Origin of the sequence: Neomesorhizobium albiziae (assembly GCF_900114255.1) — a bacterium.
In the GTDB taxonomy this organism is placed as follows: Bacteria; Pseudomonadota; Alphaproteobacteria; order Rhizobiales; family Rhizobiaceae; genus Neomesorhizobium; species Neomesorhizobium albiziae.
Genome location: NZ_FOSL01000010.1, coordinates 19,072 through 46,055, shown reverse-complemented (window position 1 = coordinate 46,055; position 26,984 = coordinate 19,072). Strand labels below are relative to the sequence as shown.

General features: G+C 65.5%; 23 protein-coding genes. 9 read left to right on the top strand and 14 right to left on the bottom strand.

Translation table 11 applies throughout. The features are described from left to right. Positions 1 to 138 precede the first annotated feature (138 nt). The 6 genes from F3H98_RS16755 (at position 139) to trxA (ending at position 12,098) form a co-directional block, all read left to right on the top strand. Positions 139 to 2,694, top strand: a complete 2,556-nt coding sequence (locus tag F3H98_RS16755) for a sensor histidine kinase (protein WP_149761302.1) — start codon at positions 139 to 141, stop codon at positions 2,692 to 2,694. Between the two features lie 9 nt (positions 2,695 to 2,703). After that, the gene (gene tsaE, locus F3H98_RS16750; RefSeq protein WP_149761301.1) at positions 2,704 to 4,215 is read left to right on the top strand and encodes a tRNA (adenosine(37)-N6)-threonylcarbamoyltransferase complex ATPase subunit type 1 TsaE; all 1,512 of its coding nucleotides are present in this window, start codon (positions 2,704 to 2,706) and stop codon (positions 4,213 to 4,215) included. Further along, on the top strand, positions 4,212 to 4,940 hold the full coding sequence (locus tag F3H98_RS16745) for a nucleotidyltransferase family protein (RefSeq protein ID WP_149761300.1): 729 nt from the start codon (positions 4,212 to 4,214) through the stop codon (positions 4,938 to 4,940). Before tsaE ends, F3H98_RS16745 begins: the two co-directional genes overlap by 4 nt. A 90-nt stretch (positions 4,941 to 5,030) precedes the next feature. Then, the gene (addB, locus tag F3H98_RS16740) at positions 5,031 to 8,168 is read left to right on the top strand and encodes a double-strand break repair protein AddB (protein ID WP_244621750.1); all 3,138 of its coding nucleotides are present in this window, start codon (positions 5,031 to 5,033) and stop codon (positions 8,166 to 8,168) included. After that, positions 8,165 to 11,698 carry a double-strand break repair helicase AddA gene (gene addA, locus F3H98_RS16735; protein ID WP_149761298.1) on the top strand — a complete coding sequence of 1,178 codons (3,534 nt, stop codon included), beginning with the start codon at positions 8,165 to 8,167 and terminating at the stop codon, positions 11,696 to 11,698. The genes addB and addA overlap by 4 nt, the downstream gene beginning before the upstream one ends. A 76-nt stretch (positions 11,699 to 11,774) precedes the next feature. Then, complete coding sequence (gene trxA / locus F3H98_RS16730; RefSeq protein ID WP_149761297.1) at positions 11,775 to 12,098, top strand: thioredoxin; 324 nt, start codon at positions 11,775 to 11,777, stop codon at positions 12,096 to 12,098. A gap of 177 nt (positions 12,099 to 12,275) precedes the next feature. On the opposite strand, the gene F3H98_RS16725 is transcribed toward trxA, so the two are convergent. Genes F3H98_RS16725 through trpB form a run of 4 tightly spaced genes read right to left on the bottom strand, consistent with a single transcriptional unit; the run spans position 12,276 to position 16,661 of the window. Continuing rightward, the gene (locus tag F3H98_RS16725; RefSeq protein ID WP_149761440.1) at positions 12,276 to 13,607 is read right to left on the bottom strand and encodes a bifunctional folylpolyglutamate synthase/dihydrofolate synthase; all 1,332 of its coding nucleotides are present in this window, start codon (positions 13,605 to 13,607) and stop codon (positions 12,276 to 12,278) included. Positions 13,608 to 13,640: 33 nt separating this feature from the next. Beyond that, on the bottom strand, positions 13,641 to 14,561 hold the full coding sequence (gene accD, locus F3H98_RS16720; protein WP_149761296.1) for an acetyl-CoA carboxylase, carboxyltransferase subunit beta: 921 nt from the start codon (positions 14,559 to 14,561) through the stop codon (positions 13,641 to 13,643). A gap of 37 nt (positions 14,562 to 14,598) precedes the next feature. Next, complete coding sequence (trpA, locus tag F3H98_RS16715; protein ID WP_149761295.1) at positions 14,599 to 15,438, bottom strand: tryptophan synthase subunit alpha; 840 nt, start codon at positions 15,436 to 15,438, stop codon at positions 14,599 to 14,601. A 2-nt stretch (positions 15,439 to 15,440) separates the two neighbouring features. Beyond that, entirely contained in the window at positions 15,441 to 16,661 is a 1,221-nt protein-coding gene (gene trpB, locus F3H98_RS16710) for a tryptophan synthase subunit beta (RefSeq protein ID WP_149761294.1), read from the bottom strand. Positions 16,662 to 16,873: 212 nt separating this feature from the next. Here trpB and F3H98_RS16705 point away from each other — a divergent pair, with 212 nt between their 5' ends. Further along, on the top strand, positions 16,874 to 17,494 hold the full coding sequence (locus tag F3H98_RS16705; protein ID WP_149761293.1) for a dihydrofolate reductase family protein: 621 nt from the start codon (positions 16,874 to 16,876) through the stop codon (positions 17,492 to 17,494). Here the strand turns inward: F3H98_RS16705 and F3H98_RS16700 are convergent. From F3H98_RS16700 to F3H98_RS16670, 7 genes are all read right to left on the bottom strand, one after another. Then, complete coding sequence (locus F3H98_RS16700) at positions 17,491 to 18,150, bottom strand: phosphoribosylanthranilate isomerase (protein ID WP_149761439.1); 660 nt, start codon at positions 18,148 to 18,150, stop codon at positions 17,491 to 17,493. The two genes, F3H98_RS16705 and F3H98_RS16700, sit on opposite strands and share 4 nt — an antisense overlap. A gap of 68 nt (positions 18,151 to 18,218) precedes the next feature. Further along, a complete protein-coding gene (locus F3H98_RS16695) occupies positions 18,219 to 18,650 on the bottom strand; it encodes a type II toxin-antitoxin system VapC family toxin (protein ID WP_210249687.1) in 432 nt (143 codons plus the stop codon). Continuing rightward, positions 18,647 to 18,901 carry a type II toxin-antitoxin system Phd/YefM family antitoxin gene (locus F3H98_RS16690; protein ID WP_149761291.1) on the bottom strand — a complete coding sequence of 85 codons (255 nt, stop codon included), beginning with the start codon at positions 18,899 to 18,901 and terminating at the stop codon, positions 18,647 to 18,649. Before F3H98_RS16690 ends, F3H98_RS16695 begins: the two co-directional genes overlap by 4 nt. Before the next feature lie 126 nt (positions 18,902 to 19,027). After that, on the bottom strand, positions 19,028 to 19,786 hold the full coding sequence (locus F3H98_RS16685; protein WP_149761290.1) for a M48 family metallopeptidase: 759 nt from the start codon (positions 19,784 to 19,786) through the stop codon (positions 19,028 to 19,030). 259 nt (positions 19,787 to 20,045) lie between these two features. Continuing rightward, complete coding sequence (locus F3H98_RS16680) at positions 20,046 to 20,516, bottom strand: DUF2852 domain-containing protein (protein ID WP_149761289.1); 471 nt, start codon at positions 20,514 to 20,516, stop codon at positions 20,046 to 20,048. Positions 20,517 to 20,633: 117 nt separating this feature from the next. After that, positions 20,634 to 21,776 (bottom strand): benzoate/H(+) symporter BenE family transporter, encoded by a 1,143-nt coding sequence (locus tag F3H98_RS16675; RefSeq protein WP_149761288.1) that lies wholly within the window; start codon positions 21,774 to 21,776, stop codon positions 20,634 to 20,636. A gap of 6 nt (positions 21,777 to 21,782) precedes the next feature. Next, the gene (locus F3H98_RS16670) at positions 21,783 to 22,559 is read right to left on the bottom strand and encodes an alpha/beta hydrolase (RefSeq protein WP_149761287.1); all 777 of its coding nucleotides are present in this window, start codon (positions 22,557 to 22,559) and stop codon (positions 21,783 to 21,785) included. A 308-nt stretch (positions 22,560 to 22,867) separates the two neighbouring features. On the opposite strand from F3H98_RS16670, the gene infC reads away from it, so the two are divergent. Continuing rightward, positions 22,868 to 23,404 (top strand): translation initiation factor IF-3, encoded by a 537-nt coding sequence (gene infC, locus F3H98_RS16665; protein WP_149761286.1) that lies wholly within the window; start codon positions 22,868 to 22,870, stop codon positions 23,402 to 23,404. Between the two features lie 202 nt (positions 23,405 to 23,606). Continuing rightward, positions 23,607 to 24,260 (top strand): methyltransferase family protein, encoded by a 654-nt coding sequence (locus tag F3H98_RS16660; RefSeq protein ID WP_149761285.1) that lies wholly within the window; start codon positions 23,607 to 23,609, stop codon positions 24,258 to 24,260. 122 nt (positions 24,261 to 24,382) lie between these two features. Here the strand turns inward: F3H98_RS16660 and F3H98_RS16655 are convergent, their stop codons facing one another. The 3 genes from F3H98_RS16655 to F3H98_RS16645 form a co-directional block, all read right to left on the bottom strand. Further along, on the bottom strand, positions 24,383 to 25,459 hold the full coding sequence (locus tag F3H98_RS16655) for a D-alanine--D-alanine ligase family protein (protein ID WP_149761284.1): 1,077 nt from the start codon (positions 25,457 to 25,459) through the stop codon (positions 24,383 to 24,385). Between the two features lie 78 nt (positions 25,460 to 25,537). Further along, the gene (locus F3H98_RS16650) at positions 25,538 to 26,176 is read right to left on the bottom strand and encodes a cupin domain-containing protein (protein WP_149761283.1); all 639 of its coding nucleotides are present in this window, start codon (positions 26,174 to 26,176) and stop codon (positions 25,538 to 25,540) included. Positions 26,177 to 26,324: 148 nt separating this feature from the next. Beyond that, positions 26,325 to 26,981 carry a Vgb family protein gene (locus tag F3H98_RS16645; RefSeq protein ID WP_149761282.1) on the bottom strand — a complete coding sequence of 219 codons (657 nt, stop codon included), beginning with the start codon at positions 26,979 to 26,981 and terminating at the stop codon, positions 26,325 to 26,327. Positions 26,982 to 26,984 lie beyond the last annotated feature (3 nt).

Genomic DNA, 26,984 nt, shown 5'->3' with positions numbered 1-26,984 from the left:
CTTCTTTTTGCCCGCCTGCCTTCTTCACGGCGATTCGCTCAACAGGTACAGTGAGGTGATTCGCGACGCCTCAGGCTCCGGGGTCAGGGGACTAAGGGGCACGCTCAGGCGGTCTTGAGGCGGCGGAGAGGACAAGACATGCCAGGGGAACGCCCGCGTCGAGCGGGAAGCGCCGGTTCCGGCGGCCATATCGATTCCAGCGGGCACGACGAAAGCTCCCGCATGCACAGGCTGTGGCCTGCCGCGATCATACGGACATGGCGCCGCGGCGCCCTGCTCTCGATCTCCGCCGCATTGCCCACGCAGGCCATCGCGCAGGCCGTCGAGGACACCGGCATTTCCGTCGGCACCGCCGAAGTCATGCAGGCCGCCGTCTTTGCCGGCGTCATGGGTGCCGCGCTGCTTTCGGCCATCTGGCTTATCCGCGAGAGGGGCCGCACGGCTGCCGAGAACGTGCTGCTGCGCGCCCGTCTGGCCGACGTCAACGCTTCGCTGCAGCGTTCGGAGGCGCTGCTCAACCTGCGCGACCAGCGCATCGTGGTGTGGGCCGGCGAGAAGTCGAAGCCCGAGGTCGTCGGCGCGCTGCCGGCCGAAACCGGAGCGCCCGAGGACCGCAGCAGCTTCCTGGCCTTCGGGCGCTGGCTGATGCCGCGCTCGGCGGCGGCGCTGGAGCAGGCGGTGACGGCGCTCCGCGAAAAGGCGACCGCCTTCGACCTCGTCGTCGAGACCCACAAATCCGCGCCGCTGGAGGTGCATGGCCGCAAGACCGCCGCGCACATTCTGGTCCGCTTCGTATCGCTGTCGGAGACCCACCGCCTTGCCGCGCGGCTGAAGCTTGAAAACCAGCGGCTTTCGGCCGACCGCGAAACCATTCTGGGCCTGCTCGACGCGCTTGCCATGCCATTCTGGGTCCGTAGCGCCGACGGCGGGCTGAAATGGGTGAACCGGGCTTTCGCGAAAGCCGTCGAAGCCGAGAACGGGGCGGCGGCCGTGCGCGACGGCAGGGAATTCCTCGGCAGCCAGGCCCGCGAAGCGGTGGCGAAGCACCAGGCCGGCCAGGCGGTTTTCGAACAGACCATGTCGACCGTGGTGGAGGGCGACCGCCGCATGTTCGCCATCACCGACGTTGCCGGCGGCGGCGGCTCGGCCGGCATTGCCGTGGACATGACCGCCGCCGAGAGCATCCGCGCCGAATATGAGCGCATGGTGCGCAGCCATGCGGACACGCTTGACCAATTGACCACCGCCGTCGCCTCGTTCGATGCCGATGGCAAGCTGGTGTTCCACAATCAGGCGTTCCAGAAATTGTGGGATCTCGACACCAAGTTCCTTGCCAGCGCGCCCGACAATGCCATCCTGCTCGACCGGCTGCGCACCGACGGCAAGCTCGCCGAACAGCCGGAGTGGCGGCGCTGGAAGGAAAATGTGCTGAACGCCTACCGTTCGGTCGATCCGCAGGAACACTGGTGGCATCTACCCGACGGCCGCACCATCCGCGTCATCGCCAATCCGCAGCCGAAGGGCGGCGTCACCTGGGTGTTTGAGAACCTCACCGAGAAGATAGACCTGGAAAGCCGCTACAACTCCGCGGTGCGGGTGCAGGGCGAAACCCTCGACAACCTGGCCGAGGGCGTCGCCGTCTTCGGGCCGGACGGCCGCGTCAGGCTTGCCAATCCCGCCTTCTCGACGCTGTGGGGGCTGGACGCAGATTTCGTCAAGCCCAACACCCATGTCTCGGAAATCAGGGCTGTCTGCGATATCCTGACCGAGGACAGCCCGTGGGCAGGCTTTGTCGCAGCGGTGACCGGCTTCGACGACGAGCGCCGCGACCGCGATGGACAAGCCGAGCTGAAGAACGGCAACATCCTGCACTACGCCATCATCCACCTGCCCAACGGCCAGGTGATGATGACGTTCGTCGACGTGACCGACAGCGCCAATGTCGAGAAGGCGCTGAAGGAAAAGAACGAAGCGTTGCAGCGCGCCGACCAGCTGAAGAACGATTTCGTGCAGCACGTTTCCTACGAGCTGCGCTCGCCGCTCACCAACATCATCGGCTTCACCGAACTTCTGGCCCTGCCCGACACCGGGCCGCTGACGCCGCGCCAGCGCGACTATGTCGGCCACATCGGCTCCTCGTCGTCGGTGCTGCTCACCATCGTCAACGACATTCTCGACCTTGCCACCGTCGATGCCGGCATCATGGAGCTGGATGTCGGCGAAATCCTCGTCGACAGCACCATCCGCGCTGCCTCCGACCTGGTGACGGAAAGGCTGCGCGAACATGCGATCGTGCTGGATATCGACGTGTCGCGCGCGCCCAAAAGCTTCAACGGCGACGAGAACCGGGTGCGCCAGGTGCTTTTCAATCTTCTGAGCAACGCCGCCAACTATGCGCCGGAAGGCTCCACGATCGGCCTGACCTGCGAAATGTCGGCCGGCAACGTGCAATTCTCGGTGCATGACGACGGTCCGGGCATGGCGCCGGACGTGCTGGACACCGTGTTCCGGCGTTTCGAGCCGCGCTCCAATGGCGGCCGCCGCCGTGGCGCCGGACTCGGCCTGTCGATCGTCAAGAGCTTCGTCGAACTCCATGGCGGCAGCGTCCGCATCGATTCGGCGAAGGATCGTGGCACCACGGTCGTCTGCCAGTTTCCGATGGTCCCGGCGCAGGCCAGGGCGGCAGCGGAGTAGCGGCGCTTCATGGACGGCAGCGTGCTGGAATGCAGCCTGGCCAATGACCGCGCCACGGTGCTGCTCGGCCAGGATATCGCGGCGGCCTTGCGCAATGGCGACGTGCTGGCCTTGCGGGGCGATCTGGGCGCTGGCAAGACCACCCTGGCGCGCGGGTTGATCCGCGCGCTGGCCGCCGATCCCGACCTCGAGGTGCCGAGCCCGACCTACACGCTGGTGCAGAGCTACGAGACGCGGCTCGCCGTCCAGCATTTCGATCTCTACCGGCTTTCGTCCGTGGACGAACTCGACGAACTGGGCTTCGACGAGGCCGGCAAGAATGGCGTCGCCATCATCGAATGGCCGGAAAAGGCTGGCAGTCATCTCCCGGCTGGCACGATTTTCATTACGCTGGAGCATGAAGGCGATGGCCGCCGCGCGGTGCTGAGCGGCCCCGAGGCGGCGCTTTCGCGCATCGCACGCTCGTTTGCGGCGCGTGATTTTCTCGATCGCACCGGCAATGGCGACGCCGATCGCGCGCTCTTTTCGGGCGATGCCTCGGCACGCAGCTACGAGACCGTGACGGCCGCTGCGCTGCCCTCGCGCATCCTGATGAACTCGCCGCGGCTGGTGCTCGGGCCGCCCGTCCGCGACGGCAAGCCCTACGCCGAGATCGCACACACGGCGCAGACGGTGGCGGCTTTCGTCGCCATCGCCCGCATGCTGAAGAAGAACGGCGTGACCGTTCCCGAAATATTCGAACGGGATCTCGACGCGGGCTTCCTCCTGATCGAGAATCTCGGCACCGGCAACTTCCTCGACGAAGCGGGCCTACCGGTGCCGGAGCGCCTTACAGCCGCCGCCGAATTGCTGGCGGCAATGCATGTCAGGGACTGGCCGGATGAGGCTGAAGCGGCGCCCGGCGTCGTGCACCGCATTCCGCCTTTCGACCGCGACGCCATGATGATCGAGGTCGAGCTGCTGCTCGACTGGTACGTGCCCGAAGCCTTCGGCAGGGCGGCAGAGTCTGCCGAGCGCAACGCTTTCACGCAGGCGTGGAATCGCGTCTTCGACAGGCTTGAAGGCAAGCAATACGGCTTCATGCACCGCGATTTCCAGTCACCCAACATCGTCTGGCGCGGCGACAGGACCGGCCATTACCGTCTGGGCATCGTCGATTTCCAGGACGGCCTGATCGGCCCGACCGCCTACGACGTCGCTTCGTTCGCACTCGACGCGCGGGTTACCATGACGCCGGAGCTGGAGAAGACGGCGGTCGAGGCCTATGTCGCGGCCAGGCAGCGAACCGGCGGTTTCGACGTGGACGGCTTCGCCGAGGCCTATGCGATCATGGCCGCGCAGCGCAATTCCAAGATACTCGGCATTTTCGTGCGGCTGTACCGGCGCGACGGCAAGCCCGACTATCTCCGGCACCTGCCGAGGATCCGCGACTATCTGCGGCGGGTGCTGGTGCATTCCTCGCTTGCAGAACTGCGGGCGCTCTATGAAAAATCCGGCTTCCTCGAGGAGCGCGTTTTATGAGCGGACAGGAAAAGCCCGACGTGGCGATGGTGCTGGCGGCCGGACTGGGCAAGCGGTTGCTGCCGATCACCGCGACATTGCCGAAGCCGCTGGTGAAGATCGCCGGCAAGACCCTGCTCGACTGGGGGCTGGACAGCCTTGCCGCGGCCGGGGTGTCGAAAGCCGTTGTCAACGTCCATTACCTGGCCGACCAGATCATCGCCCATGTGGCTGAAAGGCAGGAGCCGAAGGTTGTCATATCGGACGAGCGCGATGGCCTGCTGGATTCGGCAGGCGGCATCGTTCGTGCGCTGCCGATGCTCGGCGAGCAGCCGTTCTTCGTCCTCAATGCCGATACGTTCTGGATCGATCGCTCGGTTCTCAATCTCGACTGGCTTGCCCTTGCATGGGACGCGTCGAGAATGGATATCTTGCTGATGCTGGCGGACTTCCAATCGGCGACGGGTCACAGCGGCGGCAGCGACTTCCTGCGTGCCGCCGATGGCAGGCTCGCGCGCTCGAACGGCGCGGCGGATGGTTTGATCTATGCCGGCGCGGCAATCGTCGACCCCGGTATTTTCGAGGGCGCGCCGGCCGGCCGCCATTCGCTCAACCTTTATTTCGATCAGGCGATCGCCAAGGGCCGGCTCCACGGCGTGACCATGGAAGGGCGCTGGATCACCGTGGGCACCCCGGATGCCATCCCGGCGGCCGAGGCCGCCGTGAGGCTGGCGGAAGGGCGATGACCGGCCGCGAGCCGCCGAAGGCATCGGCCCGAAAATCGATTCCGATTTTCGGAAAGCACGATGCATAGGTTCAAAGTTTTAGAGCGTCCTTTGCGCGTCCAACAGGACGCGCGGCGCTCTAGTGTTTTTTCCATCCCGACCGGCGTCCCGTTCCTGCCCACACTTGCCAAGGCGTTGCTGTCGGGTGAGTTGGCGCCCGGCTTCAGTTTCGACGGCGACCCGCTGAAACTAGCCGGCGCGACGATCTTCGTGCCGACGCGGCGCGCCGCGCGCGAGCTTCGCGGCGTCTTCGTCGATCTTCATGGTGGCCGCTCCGCCATCCTGCCGACGATCCGGGCGCTGGGCGAATTCGACGAGGACGAGGTGCTGTTCGAGCCGGGCGGGGGTGCGGCGCTCGACATCGCGCCTCCGATCGCCGCGATCGACCGCCTGCTGCTTCTGGCGCCGCTGGTGCGCGCCTGGAAGAAGCGGCTGCCGGCGCACGTCGCCGCGTTGTTTGCGGAAGAGGTCGTGGTGCCCGCGTCGGCGGCCGATTCGATCTGGCTGGCGCGCGATCTCGCCGCCCTGATGGACGAGATCGAGACCGAGGGCTCCGACTGGTCGCGGCTTGGCGATCTCGTCTCCGGCGACCTGGCGAGCTGGTGGCAGGTGACCCTCAACTTCCTGGAGATCGTCACCGCCGCCTGGCCCGAACTGTTGCGGGAACGCGACCGCTCCAATCCCGCCGCGCACCGCAATGCGCTGATCCTGGCAGAGGCCGCGCGGCTGCAGCGGATGCCGCCGGCCGGGCCGGTCATCGCTGCCGGGTCGACTGGCTCGGTGCCGGCGACGGCCGAACTCCTGTCGGTGATCGCGCGATTGCCGAATGGAGCGGTGGTGCTGCCGGGGCTCGACCGGCATCTCGACGACGAGACATGGTCGGTCATCGCCGATGCCGCGCCCGAGCCTTCGGTGCTCGGCCACCCGCAGTACGGCCTCGCCAAGCTGTTGCGCCGGTTCGGGCTCAGCCGTGCCGATGTGCCGGAGATCGCGGCAGCACCCCAGCCGTTGGCGCTGCGTTCCGGATTGGTAAGTGAGGCGCTGCGTCCGGCGGCGACGACCGATGGCTGGATCGCCAGCCGAAGAGCGTTCCCGGAAGCCGGTATCGCCGCCGCCTTCGCCGACGTCACGCTGGTCGAGGCGGCCAACGAGCGCGACGAGGCGATGGCGATCGCCATCGCGCTCAGGCGCGCCATCGCGCCGGGCGACAGGAGTGCAGCACTCGTCACCACGGACCGCAACCTGGCGCGGCGGGTTTCGGCCGAACTCCTGCGCTTCGACATCCGGGCCGACGATTCCGGCGGCCTGCCGCTGGCGCGCACCGCGCCTGCGACGCTGCTGCGCCTGCTCACCGAAACCGTCTTCCGGCCGGGCGATCCCGTCGCCATCCTCGCATTGCTGAAGCACCCGCTGCTCGGCCTCGCGTCGGATCGCGCCACGGTGCGCCGCGCCGCCGAGGCGATCGAACTCGTGGCGCTGCGCGGCGGCACCGGCCGGCCGGATATCGCCGGACTTGGTGAGACGTTCGAGCGCCGGCTTCGGTCGCTTGGCGCCGACCGCCACGCCCCGTCATGGCTCTCCCGGCTGAATGCGCGGCGCAGCTCGGAGGCGAGGCAATTGCTGGCGAGCCTGAACCGGGCGCTGGAGCCGCTGCTGGCGTTTCGCGGGGTGGGCCAGGTGAACCTGCCCGACATCGTGCGCGCCACCGTCGAGGCGCTTGAGAACATCGGCCGCGGTGCGGCAGGCGACCTCGCGGATCTCTACGCCGAAGACGCCGGCCAGAAACTAGCCGGCTTCCTGCGCCAGGTTCTGTCCACCACCGCCACGCTGGATTTCACCGCCGCCGAGTGGCCGGACGTGCTTGCCGCGCTGATCGCCACGGAGGTGGTCAAGCCAGCATCCGGCGGCGATGGCCGCGTCTCCATCTGGGGCGCGCTCGAAGCCCGTTTGCAGACGGTCGACACGCTGGTTCTGGGCGGACTGAACGAGGGCAGCTGGCCGCGCCGCGCCGAGGCCGACCGTTTCATGTCGCGTGTCATGAAGGCGGGCATCGACCTCGAGCCGCCGGAGCGCCGCATCGGTCTTGCCGCGCACGACTTCTGGACTGCGATGGGAGCGGAAAAAGTGGTGCTCACGCGCGCGGCACGCTCCGGCGACGCGCCGGCTGTGCCGTCGCGCTGGCTGCAGCGGCTGCTGACGTTCGCCGGCGACGATCATGCCAGGCAATTGCGCGCGCGCGGCGACGAACTGCTTGGCTGGGCGCGGGCGCTGGACAAGGGCGCGGAGAAGCCGTTCGTCAAGCGCCCGAAACCGAAGCCACGGCTCGACGCCAGGCCGAAGCGTTTTTCGGTGACCGAGATCGAGACGCTGCGCCGCGATCCCTACGCCGTCTACGCCCGGCGCATCCTTGGGCTGGCTCCGGTCGAGGCGCTGGTCCGCGACCCGGGGGCTGCCGAGCGCGGAACGCTGTTTCACGAAATCATGCACCGCTTCGCGCAAGCCGATGTCGACGCCGCAGGCCCGGACGCGGCGTCCGTGCTGCTGGACATCGGCAGAACGTGTTTTGCCGAGATCGCGCTGCCTGTCGACGTTCAGGCCGTGTGGTGGCCGCGTTTCGAAGCACTCGCCGGCAACATCCTCGACTGGGAACGCGGCCGCGCCGACGGCGTAACCGGACGCCGACCTGAAGAGCGCGCCGAAGCCCTGCCTGTCGGCGAAACGGGCGCCACGCTTTCCGGCCGCGCCGACCGAATCGATCTGCGGCCCGCCGGCATGGCCGACATCCTGGATTACAAGACCGGGTCTTCGCCGTCGCGCGGCCAGGCGCACACGCTGCTGGCGCCGCAACTGGCGCTGGAAGGCGCATTGCTGAAACGCGGCGCGTTCAAGGATATCGGCCCCATGCTGCCCGCGCAGCTTGCCTTCGTCCGCTTCAAGGCCAATGGCGAGGTCGAGGAACAGTCGATCCTGGAGCACGACCGCAAGTCCAAGAGCGCGCCTGAACTCGCCGACGACGCGTGGCGCCGGCTGGAACAGCTCCTTGCCCACTACAACAACGCCGACAGCGGGTACCTGTCGCGGGCGCTGCCGTTCCGCGAGGGCGACATGGACGGCGACTACGATCACCTTGCCCGGGTGCTCGAATGGTCGGCGGGCGCCGAGGATGCCGAAGCGGACGGCGCCGAATGAAGCGGCGGCCGGTTATCCCGCGCGACACCATCGCGCTGCAGGCGAAGGCGTCCGACCCGCGCAACTCCGTCTGGGTGTCGGCCAATGCCGGTTCCGGCAAGACCCACGTCCTGTCGCAGCGGGTCACGCGGCTTCTGCTCGAAGGCACCGACCCCTCTAAAATACTGTGCCTTACCTATACGCGCGCGGCGGCGGCCAACATGGCGAACCGCGTTTTCGGCAACCTCGCCAAATGGACGATGCTCGACGACCAGGAGCTGTCGGCCGAGATCGAGGCGATCGACGGCAGCCGGCCGGGCCGCGCCAAACTGGCGCGGGCGCGCCGGCTCTTCGCCACCGCGCTGGAAACGCCGGGCGGCCTGAAGATCCAGACTATCCACGCCTTCTGCGAGGCGCTGCTGCATCAGTTCCCGCTCGAAGCCAACATCGCCGGGCATTTCGAAATGCTCGACCAGCAGATGGAGGCAGCGCTCGTCGGCGAAGCGCGGCGCGACATGATTTCCGGCGCGGCAAGCGCGGAGAATGTCGAACTCGCCGAGGCCTTCGCCTTCGTGCTGGAGCGCGGCGGCGAATTCGGCCTCGACAGCCTGCTCTCCGAGATCGTCCAGAAGCGCGACCGGCTGCGGCGCTTCATCGAGCAGGTCGCCAGCCCCGGCGAGCCGCCTTTCATCGACCTGTTCGATGAATTCGGTTTCGAACCGGGCGACACGGCGGCGGGCATCGCCGGCTCGGTCTGGCCGGATGCCTATTTCGATGAGAACTTCGCCCGCGAATATCTCCAGCGCGCCGAACGCGCCGGCAAGAGCGTGGCCGAGAACTTTGCCCGTAGTCTCCTCGAAGCCTGCCGCATCGACGATCCGCTGAAGCGCCTGCAGGGGCTCAAGAATGTCTTCCTCACCAAAAGATCCGGCGAGGGCTGGCAGCCGCGCAGCATCAGGCAGATCGCGGCGAAGAATGTCGCCAACCATTTCACGCGGTTCGAGGAAGAGTTCGACCGCATGGCGATCGGCATCCGCGACGCCTCCGACCGGCTCGCGCTGTTTCGTATGCTGGAGGGCAGTCGCGCCGCGCTCACCATCGCCGACTGGCTGATCGCCCGCTACGAGCAGCTGAAGAGTGCGCGCGGCTTTCTCGACTTCAACGACCTGATCACCCGCACGGTGCGTCTTTTGGCGCGCCAGGATGCCGGGCCCTGGGTCCAGTACAAGCTGGACAAAGGCATCGACCATATCCTGATCGATGAGGCGCAGGATACCAGCCCGGACCAGTGGGACGTCGTCAAGAAACTGGCAGCCGAGTTTTTTGCCGGCCTTGGCGCGCGCGACGACATCCATCGCACCATCTTCGCCGTCGGTGACGAGAAGCAGTCGATCTATTCCTTCCAGGGCGCCGATCCGGAATCCTTCGCGTCGAGCGGGCACGAATTCTCCGCGCAGGTGCGCTCCGCCGACGGCAGCTTCGAGCCGGTGAGGCTCACCTGGTCGTTTCGTTCGACCGACGACGTGCTTTCCGCGGTCGATCTCGTCTTTGCCCGCGAGGAGGTGCGCAAGGGCCTGACCCGCGATCCCGATCCGCTCGGCCACAAGGCGATCCGCGCGGGTGCTGCGGGCTATGTGGAGGTCTGGCCGAGCCTCGGCACTGAGGCGGTCGAGGAACCGGACGACTGGAGGCTCTCGGTCGACCACACCAAGGCGCCGGCCGTGCGGGTGGCCGAGAACATCGCAGCCACGATCGAAGGCTGGATCAGGTCGGGCGAAATCATCGAGGGTTCGGGCAAGCGGCTTACAGCCGGCGACGTGCTGGTGCTGGTGCGCAAGCGCGACCGCTTCGTCCATGCGCTCTCCCGCAGCCTGAAGAGCCGCGGCGTGCCGGTTGCCGGCGCCGACCGGCTGAGCCTGCCCGGCCATATCGCGATCAAGGATCTGGCCGCCCTCGGGCGTTTCCTGCTGCAGCCAGAGGACGACCTGTCGCTGGCCGCGGTGCTGAAGAGCCCGATCTTCGGCGAGAGCGAGGAGACGCTGTTCGAACTTGCCTGGAACCGCGCGCCCGGCGTTTCGCTGATCGCGGCGCTGCGGCGCAAGGCCGAGACCGACCTCTTGCTCACCGGCATCGTCGGCCAGCTCGACAAATGGGCTAACGAGGCCGCCTTCCGGCCGGTGTTCGAATTCTATGCCGGCGTGCTCGGCCGCGACCAGGTCCGCAAGAGGATGGTCGGCAGGCTCGGCCACGAGGCGGGCGATATCCTCGATGAGTTCCTGAATTTCTGCCTCGCCGAGGAACAGACCGGCCTGCCCGGTCTCGAAGCCTTCCTTGCCACGCTGGACAGCGCCGGCCCCGAGATCAAGCGCGAGATGGACCAGACGCGCAACGAGGTCCGCATCATGACGGTGCATGCCGCCAAGGGGCTGGAGGCGCCGGTGGTCTTCCTCGTCGACAGCGGCGCAGCGCCGTTCAGCGAGCAGCACCTGTCGCGGCTGATGCCGTTCGAGCCGCAGCGCGAACTGTGGTCGGGCAGCGGTTTCCTGTGGCGGTCTGCCAGCGACGTCGCCAACGGCTTTTCGCGAGAGGTTGGCCGCCGCGCCCGCCAAAAGGCCGAGGAGGAATACCGGCGGCTGCTTTATGTCGGCATGACGCGCGCCGAGGACCGGCTGATCGTCTGCGGCTACCACGGCAAGCGGACACCCGACGGCGGCACTTGGCATTCGATCGTCGGGCGAGCGCTCAGCGGTTCCGAATACAGCGCCGAGCGGCAGGATCCGCAGGGCGGCGAGGCCATTCTGCGCTACCGCGTCACCGGGATGCCGGAGGCCGCCGCCGCGGCCGAGGACGACGTCGCCATGGCGCCCGTGACGGGGCCATTGCCGGCTGAACTGTTCGAGACGCCGGCAGCCCCGCCGGCGCTGCCGCGGCCGCTGTCGCCATCCGGCGCATCCGCTCTCATCGAGGAAGGCAACGAGCCGGTGGTGTCGGCCCGCTCGCCGGTGCTCGACGCGGCGGAGGAGCCGTCCTTCGCCATCCAGCGCGGCCTTGCCATGCACCGCCTGCTGCAGATGCTGCCCGGCCTGCCGGAGGCCGAGCGGCAGGCCGCCGCCTTGCGTTATCTCGGCCGCGCCGGCGCTGCCTGGAGCGAGGCCGACAGGCAGCAGGCGCTGACGGCGGTCGACGCCATCCTCGGCGATGCCGTTTTCGCGCCGCTGTTCTCGGAAAGCTCGCGCGCCGAAGTCTCGATCATGGGCAAGCTTGCGGTGAGAGGGCGCGAGCGCGCCGTGTCCGGCAAGATCGACCGGCTCACTATTACGCCGGATGCGGTGATGATCGTCGATTACAAGACCAACCGGCCAGCACCTACGGGCATCAACGAAGTCCCCGCTGCCCATGTGCTTCAGATGGCGCTTTACCGGGCCCTGCTGCAGCCGCTTTATCCCGGCAAGGCGGTGACGGCGGCGCTGCTGTTCACCGAAGCCGCGCGCCTGATTGCACTGCCGGCAGCGACGATGGATGCCGCGCTTGCCCGACTCACGCAGCCGTGACACAAGATCAGCTTGAACAAGCCGGCTGTCTGCACCACATATTGTGCGACATTGAACACCCGAAAGGATTTCCCGTATGGCCACCGTCAAGGTCGACAACAGCAATTTCCAGGCAGACGTTCTTCAGGCCGGTGAGCCGGTGGTCGTCGATTTCTGGGCCGAATGGTGCGGTCCCTGCAAGATGATCGCGCCTGCGCTCGAAGAGATCGCCACCGAACTCGGCGGCAAGGTGAAGATCGCCAAGCTCAACATCGACGAGAATCCGGAGCTCGCCGCCAAGTTCGGCGTGCGTTCGATCCCGACGCTGATGATCTTCAAGGATGGCGAAGTGGCCGACATAAAGGTGGGTGCTGCGCCGAAGACCGCACTTTCCCACTGGATCAACGGCGCCGTCGCCTGATCGCCTAAAATAAAAATTCTGAAATTGGAGCCCGGCAGACGTCGTCTTGCCGGGCTTTTTGCTGGCTGGAATACGTTAGTACGGTTCCGGTTCTTTCAGAGCCGGCAACTCGCTCTAACCATTTGTTTTGCCGCATTTATGCGGACGCCAAATGATTCCATTTGGCTGTAAATTGCTCTAGGCCGGCGGGGTCCCGTTCTGCGCCAGCACTTCGCCGGCGAGGTAGAGCGAGCCGCCGATCAGGATGCGCGGCGGGGTTTCGCCGGGATCCCAGGTGTCGCGCAGAAGCATCAGCGCGTTGGCGACCGAATTGACCGGCTCGGCGGAAAGGCCGGCCGACATCGCCCGGTTGGCGAGCTCGGCGTTGGGCACGCCGGCATCGCTGGAACTGACCGGCACGGTGTAGACATGCCGCGCCATGCCTTCGAAGGCGCGGAAGTAGCCCACCTGGTCCTTGGTGTTGAGCATGCCGCAGATCAGGAACAGCGGCCGCGCGAAACGTTCTTCCTGCTCGGCGAGCGCCTCGGCGACGACGACGCCCGCGCCTGGATTGTGGCCGCCGTCGAGCCAGACTTCCGCGCCCTCCGGCGCCAGTTCCGACAATTTTCCCTTGGGCAGCCGCTGCATGCGGCCCGGCCAGTCGACACTCGTCATCGCCTTGTCGACGGCGCGATGGCTGAGGGTGAAGCCGGCGGTCTTCACCGCGGCGATCGCCGCCGCCGCGTTGGCGTATTGATGGCGGCCGGGAAGTCTTGGCGGCGTCAGGTCCATCAGGCCGGTTTCATCCTGGAAGATCATGCGGCCGTTCTCCTCGTAAGCGAGGAAATCCTGGCCGTAGACCAGATGCGGGCAGCCGAGGCGCTCGGCGGTCGCCACCAGCACGTCCTGGGCGGTGGATGTCTCCTGTGCCCCGATCACCACGGGCGCGCCGGGCTTGATGATGCCGGCCTTTTCGGCGGCGATCAGTTCGACGCGGTCGCCGAGAAAGGCTTCGTGGTCAAGCGAGATCGGCATGATGACTGAGACCGCCGGGCGGCTGATGACATTGGTGGCGTCGAAGCGTCCGCCGAGCCCGACCTCGATGATTGCCGCGTCGGCCGGATGTTCGGAAAACAAAAGGAAGGTAACCGCGGTCAGGATCTCGAATACGGTGATGTGCTCGCCGCCATTCACCTTGGCGGCGCGCGCCACGGCTTCGGCGAGCACCTCGTCCTCGACCAGCCTGCCGCCGCCCGGGGCGCCCATGCGGTAGCGCTCATGCCAATTGACCAGATGCGGCGAGGTATGCACGTGCACGCTGTGCCCGGCGGCTTCGAGCAACGCCCGCGAAAACGCCGCCGCCGAACCCTTGCCGTTGGTGCCGGCGATGTGGATGACGGGAGGCAGCCGGTCCTGCGGGTTGTCGAGCTTTTCCAAAAGCCGGCTGACGCGCTCCAGCGAAAGGTCGAAGCCTTTCGGATGCAGTGCCAGCAGGCGGTCGATTTCCCGATCGGCGGCGGTTGTCGTCATCATGAATTGTACCAATCGCCCCGGCAGCAAGGGTCAAAGATGGGGGCGCATTTCGCCCGATACCACCGCCGGAGGCATGATCTCAGGCTCGATTGCGTCGGAAACCGGCGTTTTCAGCAGTATCTTCAGCAGGCGTGCGATCGTCTGCTTCAGTTCGAGCCGCGAAACCACCATGTCGACCATGCCGTGTTCCATCAGATATTCGGAACGCTGGAAGCCTTCCGGCAAGGTCTGGCGGATGGTCTGCTCGATGACGCGCGGCCCGGCAAAGCCGATCAGCGCGCCGGGCTCGGCGATGTGGACGTCGCCCAGCATGGCATAGGAGGCGGTGACGCCGCCGGTGGTCGGGTTGGTCAGCACCACGACATAAGGCAAACCGGCCTCCTTCAGCCGGTCGACGGCGACCGTGGTGCGCGCCAGCTGCATCAGCGACAGGATGCCCTCCTGCATGCGCGCGCCGCCCGACGCGGCAAACAGCACCAGGGGCCGCTTCTTCTCGACTGCGGTCTCGAAGCCGCGGATGATGGCCTCGCCGGCAGCCATGCCCAGCGAGCCGCCCATGAAGGCGAAATCCTGTACGGTCACGACGATCGGCAGGCCCTCGATGGTTCCGAGCGCATTGACGATGGCGTCGTCCATGCCGGTCTTGGTCCTGGCGTCCTTCAGGCGGTCGGTATAGCGCTTCTCGTCGCGAAACTTCAGCGGGTCGATCGCGACCTTCGGGTTTTCGAGCTGCTCGAATTTGCCGTCGTCGAAGAAGAACCGCAGCCGTTCCTTGGCCGAGATCTTCATGTGGTGCCCCGAAGATGGGATTACGAACTGGTTGCTCTCCAGGTCCTTGTGAAAGACCATCTCGCCGGTCTCGGGATCCTTGATCCACAGGTTCTCCGGCATGTCGCGGCGGCCGAGCATCGAATTGATCTTCGGCCGGACGTAATTGGTGATCCAGTTCATCTGATCGGCTCCAAATTGTCCGAGAGTGATGGAAAATTTATTGGGCCGAAGCAAGGCGTGCGGCGCGCACCCCTTGCGACAGGCCGTTGACCAGCGTCGCCACCGCCTCGGCCGGGTCGGCGGTCTTCTCGCCTTTCGGGCCGATCACATTGGCGACAGCGTTGACGATCGCCGTGCCGACCACCACGCCGTCGGCCGAAGCGCCGATGACGCGCGCCTGTTCGGCCGTCTTGACGCCGAAGCCGACGCAGACCGGCAGGTCGGTGTGTCCCTTGATGCGCCTGACCGCTTCGGCGACCTTGCCGGTGTCGGCGAGCGCCGATCCGGTGATGCCGGTCATCGAAACGTAATAGACGAAGCCCGAGGTGTTCTGCAGCACTTTCGGCAGCCGCTTGTCGTCGGTGGTCGGCGTCGCCAGCCGGATGAAGTTGATGCCTGCCTTCAGCGCAGGCAGGCACAGCTCCTCGTCCATCTCGGGTGGCAGGTCGACGACGATCAGCCCGTCGATGCCGGCGTCGATGGCGTCAGCCAGGAAGCGGTCGACGCCGTAGATGTAGATGGGGTTGTAATAGCCCATCATGACGATCGGCGTCTCGTTGTCGCCGGCGCGGAACTCGCGCGCCAGCCGCAAGGTCTTCTCCAGCGTCTGGCCGGCTTTCAGCGCGCGCAGGCCGGCCGCCTGGATCGCCGGGCCGTCCGCCATCGGATCGGAAAACGGCATGCCGAGCTCGATTACGTCGCTGCCGGCCTTGGGCAAGGCCTTCATGATCGACAGCGAGGTTTCGTAATCCGGGTCGCCGCCCATGAAATAGGTGACGAGCGCGGGGCGGCCTTCGGCCTTGAGCTTTTCAAAACGGCGGTCGATGCGGGTGGTCATTCCTAAATCTCCATGCCCAGCATGCCAGCGACGGTGTGCACGTCCTTGTCGCCGCGGCCGGAGAGGTTGACGATCATCACCTTGTCCTTGCCCATTGTCGGCGCCAGCTTCACCGCCTGCGCGATGGCATGCGCCGATTCCAGCGCCGGCATGATGCCTTCGACCCGCGTGGTGAGCTGGAAGGCTTCAAGCGCCTGGTCGTCGAGGATCGGCACGTAGCTGACCCGGCCGCTGTCGCGCAGCCACGAGTGCTCCGGCCCGACTCCGGGATAATCGAGGCCTGCCGAGATCGAGTGCCCGTCGAGGATCTGCCCGTCCTTGTTCTGCAGGAGGTAGGTGCGGTTGCCATGCAGCACGCCGGGGCTGCCGGCGCTCATCGAAGCGCAATGCTCGATGCCGTCGAGGCCGCGGCCGCCGGCTTCGACGCCGTAGATGGCGACGGAGCGGTCGTCGAGGAACGGGTGGAACAGGCCGATGGCGTTGGAACCGCCGCCGACGGCCGCAACGATGACGTCGGGCAGGCGGCCTTCCTGTTCGAGGATCTGCGCGCGCGCCTCGCTGCCGATCACCGACTGGAACTCACGCACCAGCTCCGGATAAGGGTGCGGGCCGGCGGCGGTGCCGATCAGGTAATAGGTGTCGTGCACGTTGGTCACCCAGTCGCGCAGCGCCTCGTTCATGGCGTCCTTGAGCGTGCCGTGGCCGGCGCTGACCGGGCGCACTTCGGCTCCGAGCAGCTTCATGCGGAAGACGTTGGGCTTCTGCCGCTCGACGTCGGTGGCGCCCATGTAGACGACGCAGGGGAAACCGAAGCGCGCCGCAACCGTCGCCGAGGCGACGCCATGCTGGCCGGCGCCGGTTTCGGCGATGATGCGTGTCTTGCCCATGCGCCGGGCAAGAAGGATCTGGCCGAGGCAGTTGTTGATCTTGTGCGAGCCGGTGTGGTTCAAATCCTCGCGCTTGAAATAGATCTTCGCGCCGCCGAGATGTTTCGTCAGGCCTTCGGCGTAGTAAAGTTTCGACGGCCGCCCGGCATAGAAGGTCGAGAGGTTCTGCAGTTCCGCCTTGAATTCCGGATCGTCCTTGGCCTCGTGCCAGTGGCGTTCAAGGTCGAGGATCAGCGGCATTAGCGTTTCGGCGACGAAACGGCCGCCAAAGATGCCGAACATGCCCTGCTCGTCGGGTCCGGTGCGGAAGGAATTGGGCTCTACCGGGGTGTCCATGGCGTTTTCCAGCTCAACTGCCGGCAAGAGGCCGGGTTTCAGGACTATCGCTTATCCCTTTCCGGCGCGAAATGTAAACCACCGACTGTTCCCCGGATCGGGTCGCACTGCCGGTTTCGCCGCCGCGGCGCCCAAAATCCTTGGTCCATCTGTCGGAATCGTGCGCGGTCGATCGTCCTTGAGCATATGAATTCCAACCAAGGACAGGACACATGCGGAAAATCATCGCGGCGCTGCAGGTTTCGCTTGATAGCCTCATCGAGGGGCCGCAAGGCGAACTGGACTGGATCAACAACTGGGAGGACGAGTTCGAGCTCATGCCGGAGATCGACACCTGTATCCTCGGCAGAGGCATGTATCCCGCCTACGAACAATACTGGACCTCGATCATAGCCGACCCCGACGGGGTCCTCGAACTCACCGGACGCCCGGCCACGAAGGGCGAGCGCGACTACGCCGAGTTCGCGGCCCGGACACCCCACTTCGTGGTTTCGCGGACCCTGAAGGCAACCCGCTGGGACGTCGCGCGTATCGTCCGCGATCTCGACGCGATCCGGGCGTTGAAGAATGAGGCGGGCAAAAACATGCACCTGGTCGGCGGCGCCACGCTGGTGTCGAGCATGATCAACGCAGGCCTGGTCGACGAATTGCGGCTGGTGGTGAACCCCATCGTCCTGGGCGCCGGCAAAGCCCTGTTCAAGGACGTGGAACAGCGCCACGCGCTGAGCCTCGAAGCGGTCGACCGGCTGAAATCGGGCAATGTCCGGCTGAGATACAAGGTCGAAGCCGAGGCAGGCGTACTAGAAGCTCGCCGCCGAGTGACAAATCCTTAGGCGGCGCTTCTTGCCCTCGCCGAGCGCACCGCATCGAAGAAGCTTTCGATCAGGCCTACATCCTTGACGCCGGGCGCGCTTTCGACGCCCGACGAAATATCGACGCCGGGCGGATTGGTGAGGCTGAGCGCCTCGCCGATATTTTCCGCGTTAAGGCCGCCCGCCAGCAGATAATCGACGTTGCGGTCGAGACCGGCAAGAATGCGCCAGTCGAACTGGATGCCGTTGCCGCCGGGAAGTTCGGAACCGACGGGCGGTTTCGCGTCGAACAGAAAGCGGTCGGCGATACCCCTGAAGGGCTGAATGGCGTCGAGGTCGGCTGCGTCGCGGATCGACAGGGCCTTCATCACCGGCAGGCCATAGCGCGCCTTCACGGCGGCCACTCTTTCCGGGCTCTCGTCGCCGTGCAGCTGCAGCATGTCGGGCTGCATTGCAGCCACGATTTCATCGAGGAAAGCGTCGTCGGCGTCGACGGTCACCGCCACGGCCTTCGCCTTGCCGACCGCCGCCTTGCGCAGTTCGCCGGCAGTTCCGGCAAGGACGTAGCGCGGGCTTTTGGGGAAGAAAATAAAGCCGACATGCGACGCGCCATTGGCGAGTGCCGCCGCAACCGCTTCCGGCGTCTTCAAGCCGCAGATCTTTACGTCGAGGGACATGGCGGGGAAGTGACACGAAATTGCGGAAGAGTCGAGGAAATTGCCCGTGATGGCGCGGTGGCCATCGGTCAACCCGCGCCTTCGGTCCAGGGATTGAGCAGGCGGACGCCGACCGGCTCGAAATCAGCCACATTCCGCGTAACGACCGTCATGCCGTGTACTAACGCGGTCGCAGCGATATACGCATCCCGGTCCGGGCGCGGGTCTGGCACATGAAGCCGGGCGCATTGCAGCGCCACAGCTCTGTCAACCGGCAGCGTCCGCTCGGAAAACTCCGGCAGGACATGACCGTCGATCCACGTTCGCAGCATTGCTCCCTGAGCAGGGTCGCGCCGCTCGATCCGTAGCGTGCCCAGTTCGAGTTCCATCAGGGTGATGGCTGAGACGTAGAACTGTGCGGCATCCTCGCGTGACAACCACGCCGTAACATTGGGGTTGGCCTTGCCATCCCCGGCTTTGCGCAGTTCCGAAATGACGTTGGTGTCGAGCAGGAACATCACTCGAACGTCGCTGGACGCGGCAATGCGCGCGAGCGCGGGAACTCGATTTCGATCTCCGAGAGTCCTGGCATCGACAGCGCTTCGACGATGGTTCGGCGCTGGCCGGTGAGGCGTTGATATTCCTCGAAGCTGAGCAGCACATGTGCCGGCTTGCCGCGATCGGTGATGATGACGGGTCCTTTACCGGCCGCCTTCTTTGCCCGGCTGACATCCTGGTTCAGTTCTCGACTCGAGAGAGTCGTGATGGTCATGGCGGAAACTCCGTCCGTGGTTGTTCGCTCGAGAATGTAGGTACGTTACTACATCTCCACAAGGCGCGTGACAAGGCCTGAAATCTCATGCAGGGGGATCACTTCGCCGGGTGGAGGCGGGGACCCTCACTCGAACCCGATCGCCTGCAATGCCCCGCCGTTGCGTTTCAGCCAGTCCCTGCAGCGCTCCGTGTCGGGGCACAACTCCTTGCACAGCTTCCAGAATTTCGGACCGTGGTTCATTTCCCTTATATGCGCGACCTCGTGCGCCACGAGGTAATTGATGACCGGCGCCGGCGCCATCATGATGCGCCACGAGAACGACAGGGTTCCGTCGGAGGTGCACGACCCCCAGCGGCTGCTGGTGTCCTTGAAACGGATCGCCTTGGCGCGCTTGCCGATGACGCCGGTGTGCCTGGCCACCATCGCCTCGATTTCGCGCTTGGCTTCGCGCTTGAGGAAGTCGGCGACGCGCCGCGACAGGTGCCGACGGTCGCCATGGACGATCAGTGCCGGCGCGCCGTCGACTGTGCCGACCTCGACCGTGCCGCGCGAGGCCGGCTCGTGCACGATCAGGTGCGGCACGCCGCGCAGCGGGATCTTTATGCCGGGCCGCACCTGCGGGCGATCGGGAACCTTGGCGAGCCGCTGTTCCAGCCAGCCCTGATGGCGGGTGAGGAAGCGGTCGACCTCGCCGCGCGCGATACCGGGCGGAACAGTGACCCTGAGCCCGCGGCCGCCGGCGTCGATCCTCAGCGTCAGGCGGCGGGCGCGCTCGTTTTCGACGATTCTCAGCGGCAGGCTGCGCCCGGCGACGTCGTGCAGCCGCTCCTGGACCGCGGGACGGACGTCTGATTCCCTGTGCTTGAAAAAGCCGAAAGCCATTGCCGGAAAGTCGCCGATTCGAGAGGAAAAATCGCGGAAAATCGCGACGGATTTACGAAAAACCTGGCCGGAAGAATCCCTTTAGAGCGTGTTCCATTCCGATTGAAAAACGGAATGGGGCTCTATCTCTCTGTGGGGGCATATCTTTTCCGAAAACAGGCTTCCACTTTTCGGGATCATGCTCCGGGAAGATTCTCCGGAAAGAAAAACGGCGCCGGATGAAAACGGCGCCGTAAAACACATGCGGTTGACCGTAAGCTTACGCTTCGTCGAGCAGGTTCGTGCCTTTACCCTTGCCCTTCGGCTGGGTTGTCGTCGTCGGCGCGGTCGACTTGTTGCGGTTGGCCATGAAGCGGTCGAATTCGTCCTGGTCCTTCGCCCGGCGCAGTTCGCGGGCATAGTTGTCGAACTCTTCCAGCATGTCGTCGAGGCGCTTGCGCTCTTCGGCGAGCCGCTCGAGTTCCTTCTCGCGCCAGTCGTCAAAAGCGACGTTGCCGGTGCGGGCGGAGCCGTGGCCCCAGCGATGCGCCTTGTCGGAAGCGCGGCGGCAGCCGGCGAAGATGCCGTCGGTCGCCCGGTTTGCGTCACGCTTGAAACCTTCAAGCCGGTCGCCCCAGATGATGTAGGCGAGCATGGCGAGGCCAAGCGGCCAGAACACCATGAAGCCGATCACCATCAACGCGATGGTCGCCGGCGTCCAGGCCGGGCGGATCAGTGCAGTCGTGTTCATTTTCTCCCGTTCCTTCGGTTGGAGGCGGCCAATTCCTTGCCGCTCAGATCGAGATGGGAAAGCAAAAATGGCGATTCAAGATGGTATTCTCCGAAACCGGAGAAGAGATTGAAACGATTATCTTTTTTTGATGGAATCAAGAGCAAGCACGACCAGCCCCGCCAAAAGGCCCCAGAATGCCGAGCCGACGCCGAACAGGGAAAGGCCCGACGCGGTGACGGCAAACGTGGTCGTGGCGGCCATGCGCTGGCTCTCGTCCTTGAGCGCGATCGCCAGCGCGTTTGCGAGCGCGGCCATGAGCGCCAGCCCGGCCACCAGCACGATCAGGCTCTGCGGCAGCACCGCGAAGAGAGCGACCAGCGAGGCGCCGAAAATCGCGAAGACGAGGTAGGCCAGCGCGTAGAAGGGGCCGGTCTTCCAGCGCTCAGCGGGGTCCGGATGCACGTCGGGACCGGTACAGATCGCCGCCGAGATCGCGGCGAGGTTGGTGGTCAGCGCATTGAACGGCGCGCTGATGAGCGAGAGCAGGCCGGTGACGGTGATGATCGGTCCCGGCTCCGGATGGTAGCCCGCGGCCTTGAGCACGGCGAGGCCGGAAAGGTTCTGCGAGGCCATGGTGACGAGATAGAGCGGCAACGCCAGGCCGATGACGCCGGCCAGCGAGAAGGTCGGCGCGGTCAGCACGAGTGTCGACAGTTCGGGCGCTGGCAGGCCGCCGACGCGGCCGAGCGCGAAGGCCAGCATGCCGCCGCCGACCAGCACCGCCAGCACCGACAGCGCCGGGTTGAACAGGCGGATGACGAAGAACGCCGCGATCAGCGGCAGGATGAGGGCCGGATCGGCGGGAATGGTCTTCACCGCATTGATGGCGAAGGTGACGACGATGCCGGCGAGCATGGCGGACGCCACCGAGGCCGGGATCATGGCGATCAGCCTGGTCAGCGGCCGGAACAGACCGGTGGCCACGAGAAGCAGCGCCGTGACGATGAAGGCTCCGACCGCATCGCCCATGGTGAAGCCGCTGGAGGCGGCGATGAGTGCCGCACCCGGCGTCGACCATGCGGTGATGACCGGCATTCTGGTCTTCCACGACAGCCATGCCGTCTCCAGCGCCATGGCGAGGCAGATCGCCGTGACCCAGCTCGCGGTCTGCTCGCGGGTCGCGCCGACGGCGTCGGCGGCCGCGATGATCAGCGCCAATGTGCCGCCGAAGCCGACGATTGCGGCGACGAACGCCGAGACCGGTATGGAAACGCGCATGAAGGGTCAGCCCGCCTGTTTCACGAGTTCTTCCACGGCGCGCAGGATCATCGCGATATCCTGGGGCCGCGACAGCCGGTGGTCGCCATCGGGCACAAGCGCAAGCGTCACGTCGTCGGCCGGCAGCCGGCCGACGAGCTTCAGCGCATGCGTGTGGGGCACGTCGGGATCCTGGATGCCCTGGATGATGTGGACGGGGCAATGGGTGTCGATCGGACGGTCCATGACGCGGTTGGCGCGGCCATCCTCGATCAGCGCGCGGGTGTAGATGTTGGGATAGTCGGGCGAATACTCCGAATGTTCCTCGAAATAGCCGTTCTGTTCCAGCGCGCGGCGGTGTTCCTCGGTGAGGTTCGGCTCGACCAGCTCGCTGGTGAAGTCCGGTGCGGGCGCCAAGAGCAGCAGGCCGGCGATACGCTTGCTTTCGCCTGATCTGTGGAGTTCCTCTATCATCCGCAGAGCCACCCAGGCGCCCATCGACGAGCCGACGAGGATCTGGCGGCCATGGGCGAAGCTGCGGAACACCGCGAGGCTCTGCTCGACCCACAGCGATATGGTGCCGTCGCGAAAGATCCCGCCGGATTCGCCATGGCCGGAATAGTCGTGGCGGGTGAAGGCATGGCCTGATTTCGCGGCCCAGCCGTCGAGCGCTTCCGCCTTGGTGCCGCGCATGTCGGAGCGGTAGCCGCCAAGCCACATGATGCCCGGTTCGCGCCCTTCGCGGCGGCGGACCGCCACCGGAATGCCTGCGACATCGAGAATTTGCGGTGCGGTATCGGCCATCGTGGTCCTCTTTGGAACGGATGCATCCAGGTTGAATTGGGCATTCCGCTCGATCTGTTTGTTTCGCCGCATTTGCGCGATACGAGGCGATACGCCCGGCTGCAAAATGCTCTTCGAACTTCGGGCGCCTCTTCTGCCATGGGACAGCCGCCGCGGGAAGCCGCGCCACAGATCATGCCCATAGACCAAGGTTTGGTCGTGATTCTTTCGATTGGCTGTGGTATTGACAGCGCCGTTGTCTGAACGACATAGCGCATACCGATTTTTCAAGCACAACCCTGAATCGAAACAGCCAGGAGACCACGACCATTCGCAGACCATTCAAAGCCGCAGCGCCCACCAAGGACGGGCCGCGTGCAAACCGAGACATCCGGGTTCCCCGGGTCCAGCTCATCGATGCAGACGGACAAAACCGCGGCAATGTGTCGATCAACGATGCCTTGCTCGCCGCCGAAGAGGCGGGCCTCGACCTCGTCGAGATTTCGCCGAATGCTGAACCCCCCGTTGTCAAGATTCTCGACCTCGGCAAGCTGAAATACGCCAACCAGAAGAAGGCCGCCGAGGCGCGCAAGAACCAGAAGGTCATCGAGATCAAGGAGATCAAGATGCGCCCGAACATCGACAGCCATGACTATGAGACGAAGATGAAGGCGGTGCGCCGCTTCTTCGAGGAAGGCGACAAGGTCAAGCTGACGCTGCGTTTCCGTGGCCGCGAGATGGCGCATATGGAACTCGGCATGCAGCTTCTGAACAAGGTTCGCGAGGAAGTCGCGCCGATCGCCAAGGTCGAAGCCGAGCCCAAGCTCGAAGGCCGCCAGATGATGATGGTGCTGGCGCCGCGCTAGAGACGGCGCATGGCGACGTTGTTGGCGCCGCGCTAGAGGCGGCACCGGCGAAAAGTCCTCTGAGACCGCTTCGGCGGCCTCGGATTACAGGCAATCGAGGCCGCTTCGGCGGCCTTTTGCTTTTCCGCCACGATTTCTCCGCAAGTTGCGCCGAAAAGGGCTGCCGGCCGCGGTTGCGTCGCGGTTTCAGGAATTTTCAGCGATGACCACCGCAACGCCTGCCTCCAAGCCGAAAGCCAAATCGTTCGACGAACTCAGCCGCTACCAGCGGCGCCGGCGGCTGGTGCTCGCCCTGCTCGTGGCCGCGATCTTCCTCGCGCTGTTCTTCGTCGCCTCCGCCTGGCCGACGGACGACACGCTGCATGAGGATGTCGAGGCCTTCGGCATCGGCGCGATGCTGATCGCCATCCTCGGCCGCAGCTGGTGCACGCTCTATATCGGCGGCCGCAAAAGCGCGGAGATCGTCAGAGGCGGACCCTATTCGGTCACCCGCAACCCGCTCTACGTGTTCAGCACCATCGGTGCAGCCGGCATCGGCGCGATGACCGGCAGCATCACCGTGGCGGTCGTCTTCGCCGTTCTCTGCTACGCGGCGTTCCATGCCGTCATCCTGGTCGAGGAAGCCTATCTGGAAGAGAATTTCGGCGAACCTTACCGGCAGTATATGCGGGAGGTGCCGCGCTTCTTCCCCAATCCCAGCCTATTCAAGGAAAGCGAGATGCTGACGGTGCGGCCGCAGCTTCTGTACCGCACCTTTGCCGACGGGCTCCTGTTCCTCGCCGCTTATCCCTTCTTCGAATTCGTCGAATACCTGCAGCAAAGCGGCGCCCTGCCGGTGCTGCTACGGTTCTACTGAAAAGGCCTGTTCTCAGCTTTCAAGCCTGGAGCTTGTTCCATTCCGATTGAGTCGGAATGGGACTCTCTCTGTTGGAGCATGATCTTTTCCGAAAACCGGTTTCCACTTTTCGGGATCATGCTCTATTGCGAACTGGCGCGCGCCAGCCCATGCGCCACCAGCCGGTCGATGATTTCGGCATAGCTGACGCCGCTCGCCGCCATCGCCTTGGAATACATACTGATATCGGTGAAGCCCGGAATGGTGTTGAGCTCGTTGACCAGCAGGCGCATCTCCGCCGTCACGAAGAAATCGACACGCGCCATGCCGTCGCAGCCGACCGCCCGGAATGCCTGTGCGGCCATGACGCGCAGGCTGTCCTCGATTTCCTCCGGCAGGCTGGCGGGCACGTTGAGCGCCGCTCCATCCTGATCGATATATTTGGCGTCGTAGCTGTAGAAACCGTGGCTCTCGGCCGGCACGATTTCGCCCGGACGGGAAACGAAGAGGCCGCCTTGCGGATCCTCGAGCACGCTGCACTCGATCTCGCGGCCGCGAATGAATTCTTCGGCCAGCAGCTTGCTGTCGTGCCTGAAACCCTCGGCAAGCGCTTCCGCATAGTCGCTTTCGGTCGAGATTTTGCTGACGCCGACGGAGGAGCCCTGTCGCGCCGGCTTGATGAAAAGCGGAAGACCGAGCGTGGCCTGCAGTTCCGCAAAGGCTAGTGCGGCGCCCGCGCGGATGGTCAGGGATCGCGCGGTAGGCAGGCCCGCCTCGCCCAGCAGGCGCTTGGCGATGTCCTTGTCTAGCGCGTTGGCGGAGCCGACGATGCCGCATCCAGCCAGTGGTACGCGCGTCACCTCGGCAAGCCCTTGGACGGCGCCATCCTCGCCGTGGAGGCCGTGCAGCACCGGGAAGAGAATGCCTATCTCAGGCAGTTCGCCGAGCGCACCCCCATCCGTCGGAATTGCCATTGCCCGACCCCGTCCGCCTGGCACCAGGCAGATTTCCGTGCCGACCGAAGGCGTCGCCAGCGCGTCGTCCTGGAAGCCGCTGAGCAGCCATTGGCCCTCGCGGGTGACGAAGATGGGAACGGCGTCGTATTTCGCCGGGTCCAGCGCACGCATCACATTGGTTGCTGAAAGCACCGAGACGTCATGCTCGGCGGAGCGTCCGCCAAACAGCACCGCAATGCGCAATCTGTCCGAAGAGGGGGCCATGAACGCTCCAAATTGATTCGGTTTCGTATGGAGAAGCAGACGCAGTGGGCAAAATCAAGTTTGGTCGGAGCGGTGGCGTCAGCCCGCCGGGAGCCCTGCGGCGGCCAGCGCCTCGGCCGAGGGCGTCACACGGGCGTGCGGCTTGCAGTAGGCGGGGATGATAGCCCGGTAGCCTAACAGCCGGGCGAGCGGGGCGAGAACGCCGAACGCCACCCGCTGGACGGCGGGGGGCGGCTGCGTGAACATGATGACGTCGGCGAATTCCCTGGCGATCACCGCTGCCTGCAGCAGCGAGGGCCGGCCCTTACCATCCACCAGGCCGTCATTGGCGAGGCCGAACAGCATGCCGATCAGCATTTCGAAACGGTCGGGGTCGATCTCCGCGGTGCCGCTTGCGCGCGCGACTTCGACCAGCACATGGGCGTCGTCGGTCTTGCTGGAATTCCACCAGTCATGCGAGACGCCGGGTTCGACGGTTGCCGATTGCCCGGGGCCGAGCACCAGGGTTTTCCCCGCGATGCGGGCATCGAGCCTGCCGCTGAGCACCGTGAATTTTTCGACGATGTAGGGGTGGAAGTGTTCGCCGACGACGGCAGCGCCCGGCCTCGCCAGGAGGTGGGCGATGCCGGGACCCTCGCCGCGATCTTCGGTGCCGCGCAGGATCACGGCGTATTCGCCGGTCACGCGGTTTTCGTAGACGTCTCCGCAACGCGACATGGACTAGCCCGGGACGGGAAGGCTGCGATGGAGCCGCACAATAGCACGGATGCCGGTTTTCCGCACGGTCGAGAGCCGACTGGCGGGTCGCTCCAAGTCTACTTGCCGAAGACCGTGCCGCACCTGCAGTGGCTGAACGGGTCGATGGTTACCTTCGCGCTTTCGTCGGCGTCCGCTTCGGGCGGCGCACCGCCCGCACGATCCCGCTGTTTCCGCCGCCGCAGAAAAACACGTCGCCGCCATCGGATTCGAGGCCCGACACGCCCATGCCGGATGGCATCTGCAGTCTCTCCAGCACCTCTCCGGTTTGCGGATCGATCCGCCTCACATCGCTCTCGTCGTCTTGCCAGGTGGCATGCCAGAGCTCGCCGTCGACCCAGGTGACCCCGGTGACGAAGCGGCTGGAATCGATGGTGCGCAGGACGGCCCCGGTCTCGGGATCGACCTGATGGATCTTGCGGTCGCGGTACTGCCCCACCCAGAGCGACCCCTCGGCCCATGCGAGCCCCGAGTCGGCGCCACCACCGGGCGCCGGAATCGTCGCCAGCACGCGGCCGGTCCGGGGATCGATCTTCTGGATGCGATCCTCGGCGATCTGGAATAGGTGCTTGCCGTCGAAGGCGGTTCCTGCATGGGCGGCGACGTCGATCGAGCGCACCGCCGCGCCGCTCGCCGGATCGAAGGCGTTCAGCCTGTCGCCGGACGCGAACCAGACGTTTTTGCCGTCGAAGGTGACGCCATGCACATGCTCGGCCTCTGGAAAGGGTCCGTATTCGCGGAGAATTTCGGCTGCTACCTGTTTCATGCT

What these genes read in the sequence shown, in the direction of transcription:
- F3H98_RS16755 (WP_149761302.1), top strand. Translation starts at nt 139, where the DNA reads ATGCCAGGGGAACGCCCGCGTCGAGCGGGAAGCGCCGGTTCCGGCGGC.
- tsaE (WP_149761301.1), top strand. Translation starts at nt 2,704, where the DNA reads ATGGACGGCAGCGTGCTGGAATGCAGCCTGGCCAATGACCGCGCCACG.
- F3H98_RS16745 (WP_149761300.1), top strand. Translation starts at nt 4,212, where the DNA reads ATGAGCGGACAGGAAAAGCCCGACGTGGCGATGGTGCTGGCGGCCGGA.
- addA (WP_149761298.1), top strand. Translation starts at nt 8,165, where the DNA reads ATGAAGCGGCGGCCGGTTATCCCGCGCGACACCATCGCGCTGCAGGCG.
- trxA (WP_149761297.1), top strand. Translation starts at nt 11,775, where the DNA reads ATGGCCACCGTCAAGGTCGACAACAGCAATTTCCAGGCAGACGTTCTT.
- F3H98_RS16725 (WP_149761440.1), bottom strand. Translation starts at nt 13,607, where the DNA reads ATGACGACAACCGCCGCCGATCGGGAAATCGACCGCCTGCTGGCACTG.
- accD (WP_149761296.1), bottom strand. Translation starts at nt 14,561, where the DNA reads ATGAACTGGATCACCAATTACGTCCGGCCGAAGATCAATTCGATGCTC.
- trpA (WP_149761295.1), bottom strand. Translation starts at nt 15,438, where the DNA reads ATGACCACCCGCATCGACCGCCGTTTTGAAAAGCTCAAGGCCGAAGGC.
- trpB (WP_149761294.1), bottom strand. Translation starts at nt 16,661, where the DNA reads ATGGACACCCCGGTAGAGCCCAATTCCTTCCGCACCGGACCCGACGAG.
- F3H98_RS16705 (WP_149761293.1), top strand. Translation starts at nt 16,874, where the DNA reads ATGCGGAAAATCATCGCGGCGCTGCAGGTTTCGCTTGATAGCCTCATC.
- F3H98_RS16700 (WP_149761439.1), bottom strand. Translation starts at nt 18,150, where the DNA reads ATGTCCCTCGACGTAAAGATCTGCGGCTTGAAGACGCCGGAAGCGGTT.
- F3H98_RS16690 (WP_149761291.1), bottom strand. Translation starts at nt 18,901, where the DNA reads ATGACCATCACGACTCTCTCGAGTCGAGAACTGAACCAGGATGTCAGC.
- F3H98_RS16685 (WP_149761290.1), bottom strand. Translation starts at nt 19,786, where the DNA reads ATGGCTTTCGGCTTTTTCAAGCACAGGGAATCAGACGTCCGTCCCGCG.
- F3H98_RS16680 (WP_149761289.1), bottom strand. Translation starts at nt 20,516, where the DNA reads ATGAACACGACTGCACTGATCCGCCCGGCCTGGACGCCGGCGACCATC.
- F3H98_RS16675 (WP_149761288.1), bottom strand. Translation starts at nt 21,776, where the DNA reads ATGCGCGTTTCCATACCGGTCTCGGCGTTCGTCGCCGCAATCGTCGGC.
- F3H98_RS16670 (WP_149761287.1), bottom strand. Translation starts at nt 22,559, where the DNA reads ATGGCCGATACCGCACCGCAAATTCTCGATGTCGCAGGCATTCCGGTG.
- F3H98_RS16660 (WP_149761285.1), top strand. Translation starts at nt 23,607, where the DNA reads ATGACCACCGCAACGCCTGCCTCCAAGCCGAAAGCCAAATCGTTCGAC.
- F3H98_RS16655 (WP_149761284.1), bottom strand. Translation starts at nt 25,459, where the DNA reads ATGGCCCCCTCTTCGGACAGATTGCGCATTGCGGTGCTGTTTGGCGGA.
- F3H98_RS16650 (WP_149761283.1), bottom strand. Translation starts at nt 26,176, where the DNA reads ATGTCGCGTTGCGGAGACGTCTACGAAAACCGCGTGACCGGCGAATAC.
- F3H98_RS16645 (WP_149761282.1), bottom strand. Translation starts at nt 26,981, where the DNA reads ATGAAACAGGTAGCAGCCGAAATTCTCCGCGAATACGGACCCTTTCCA.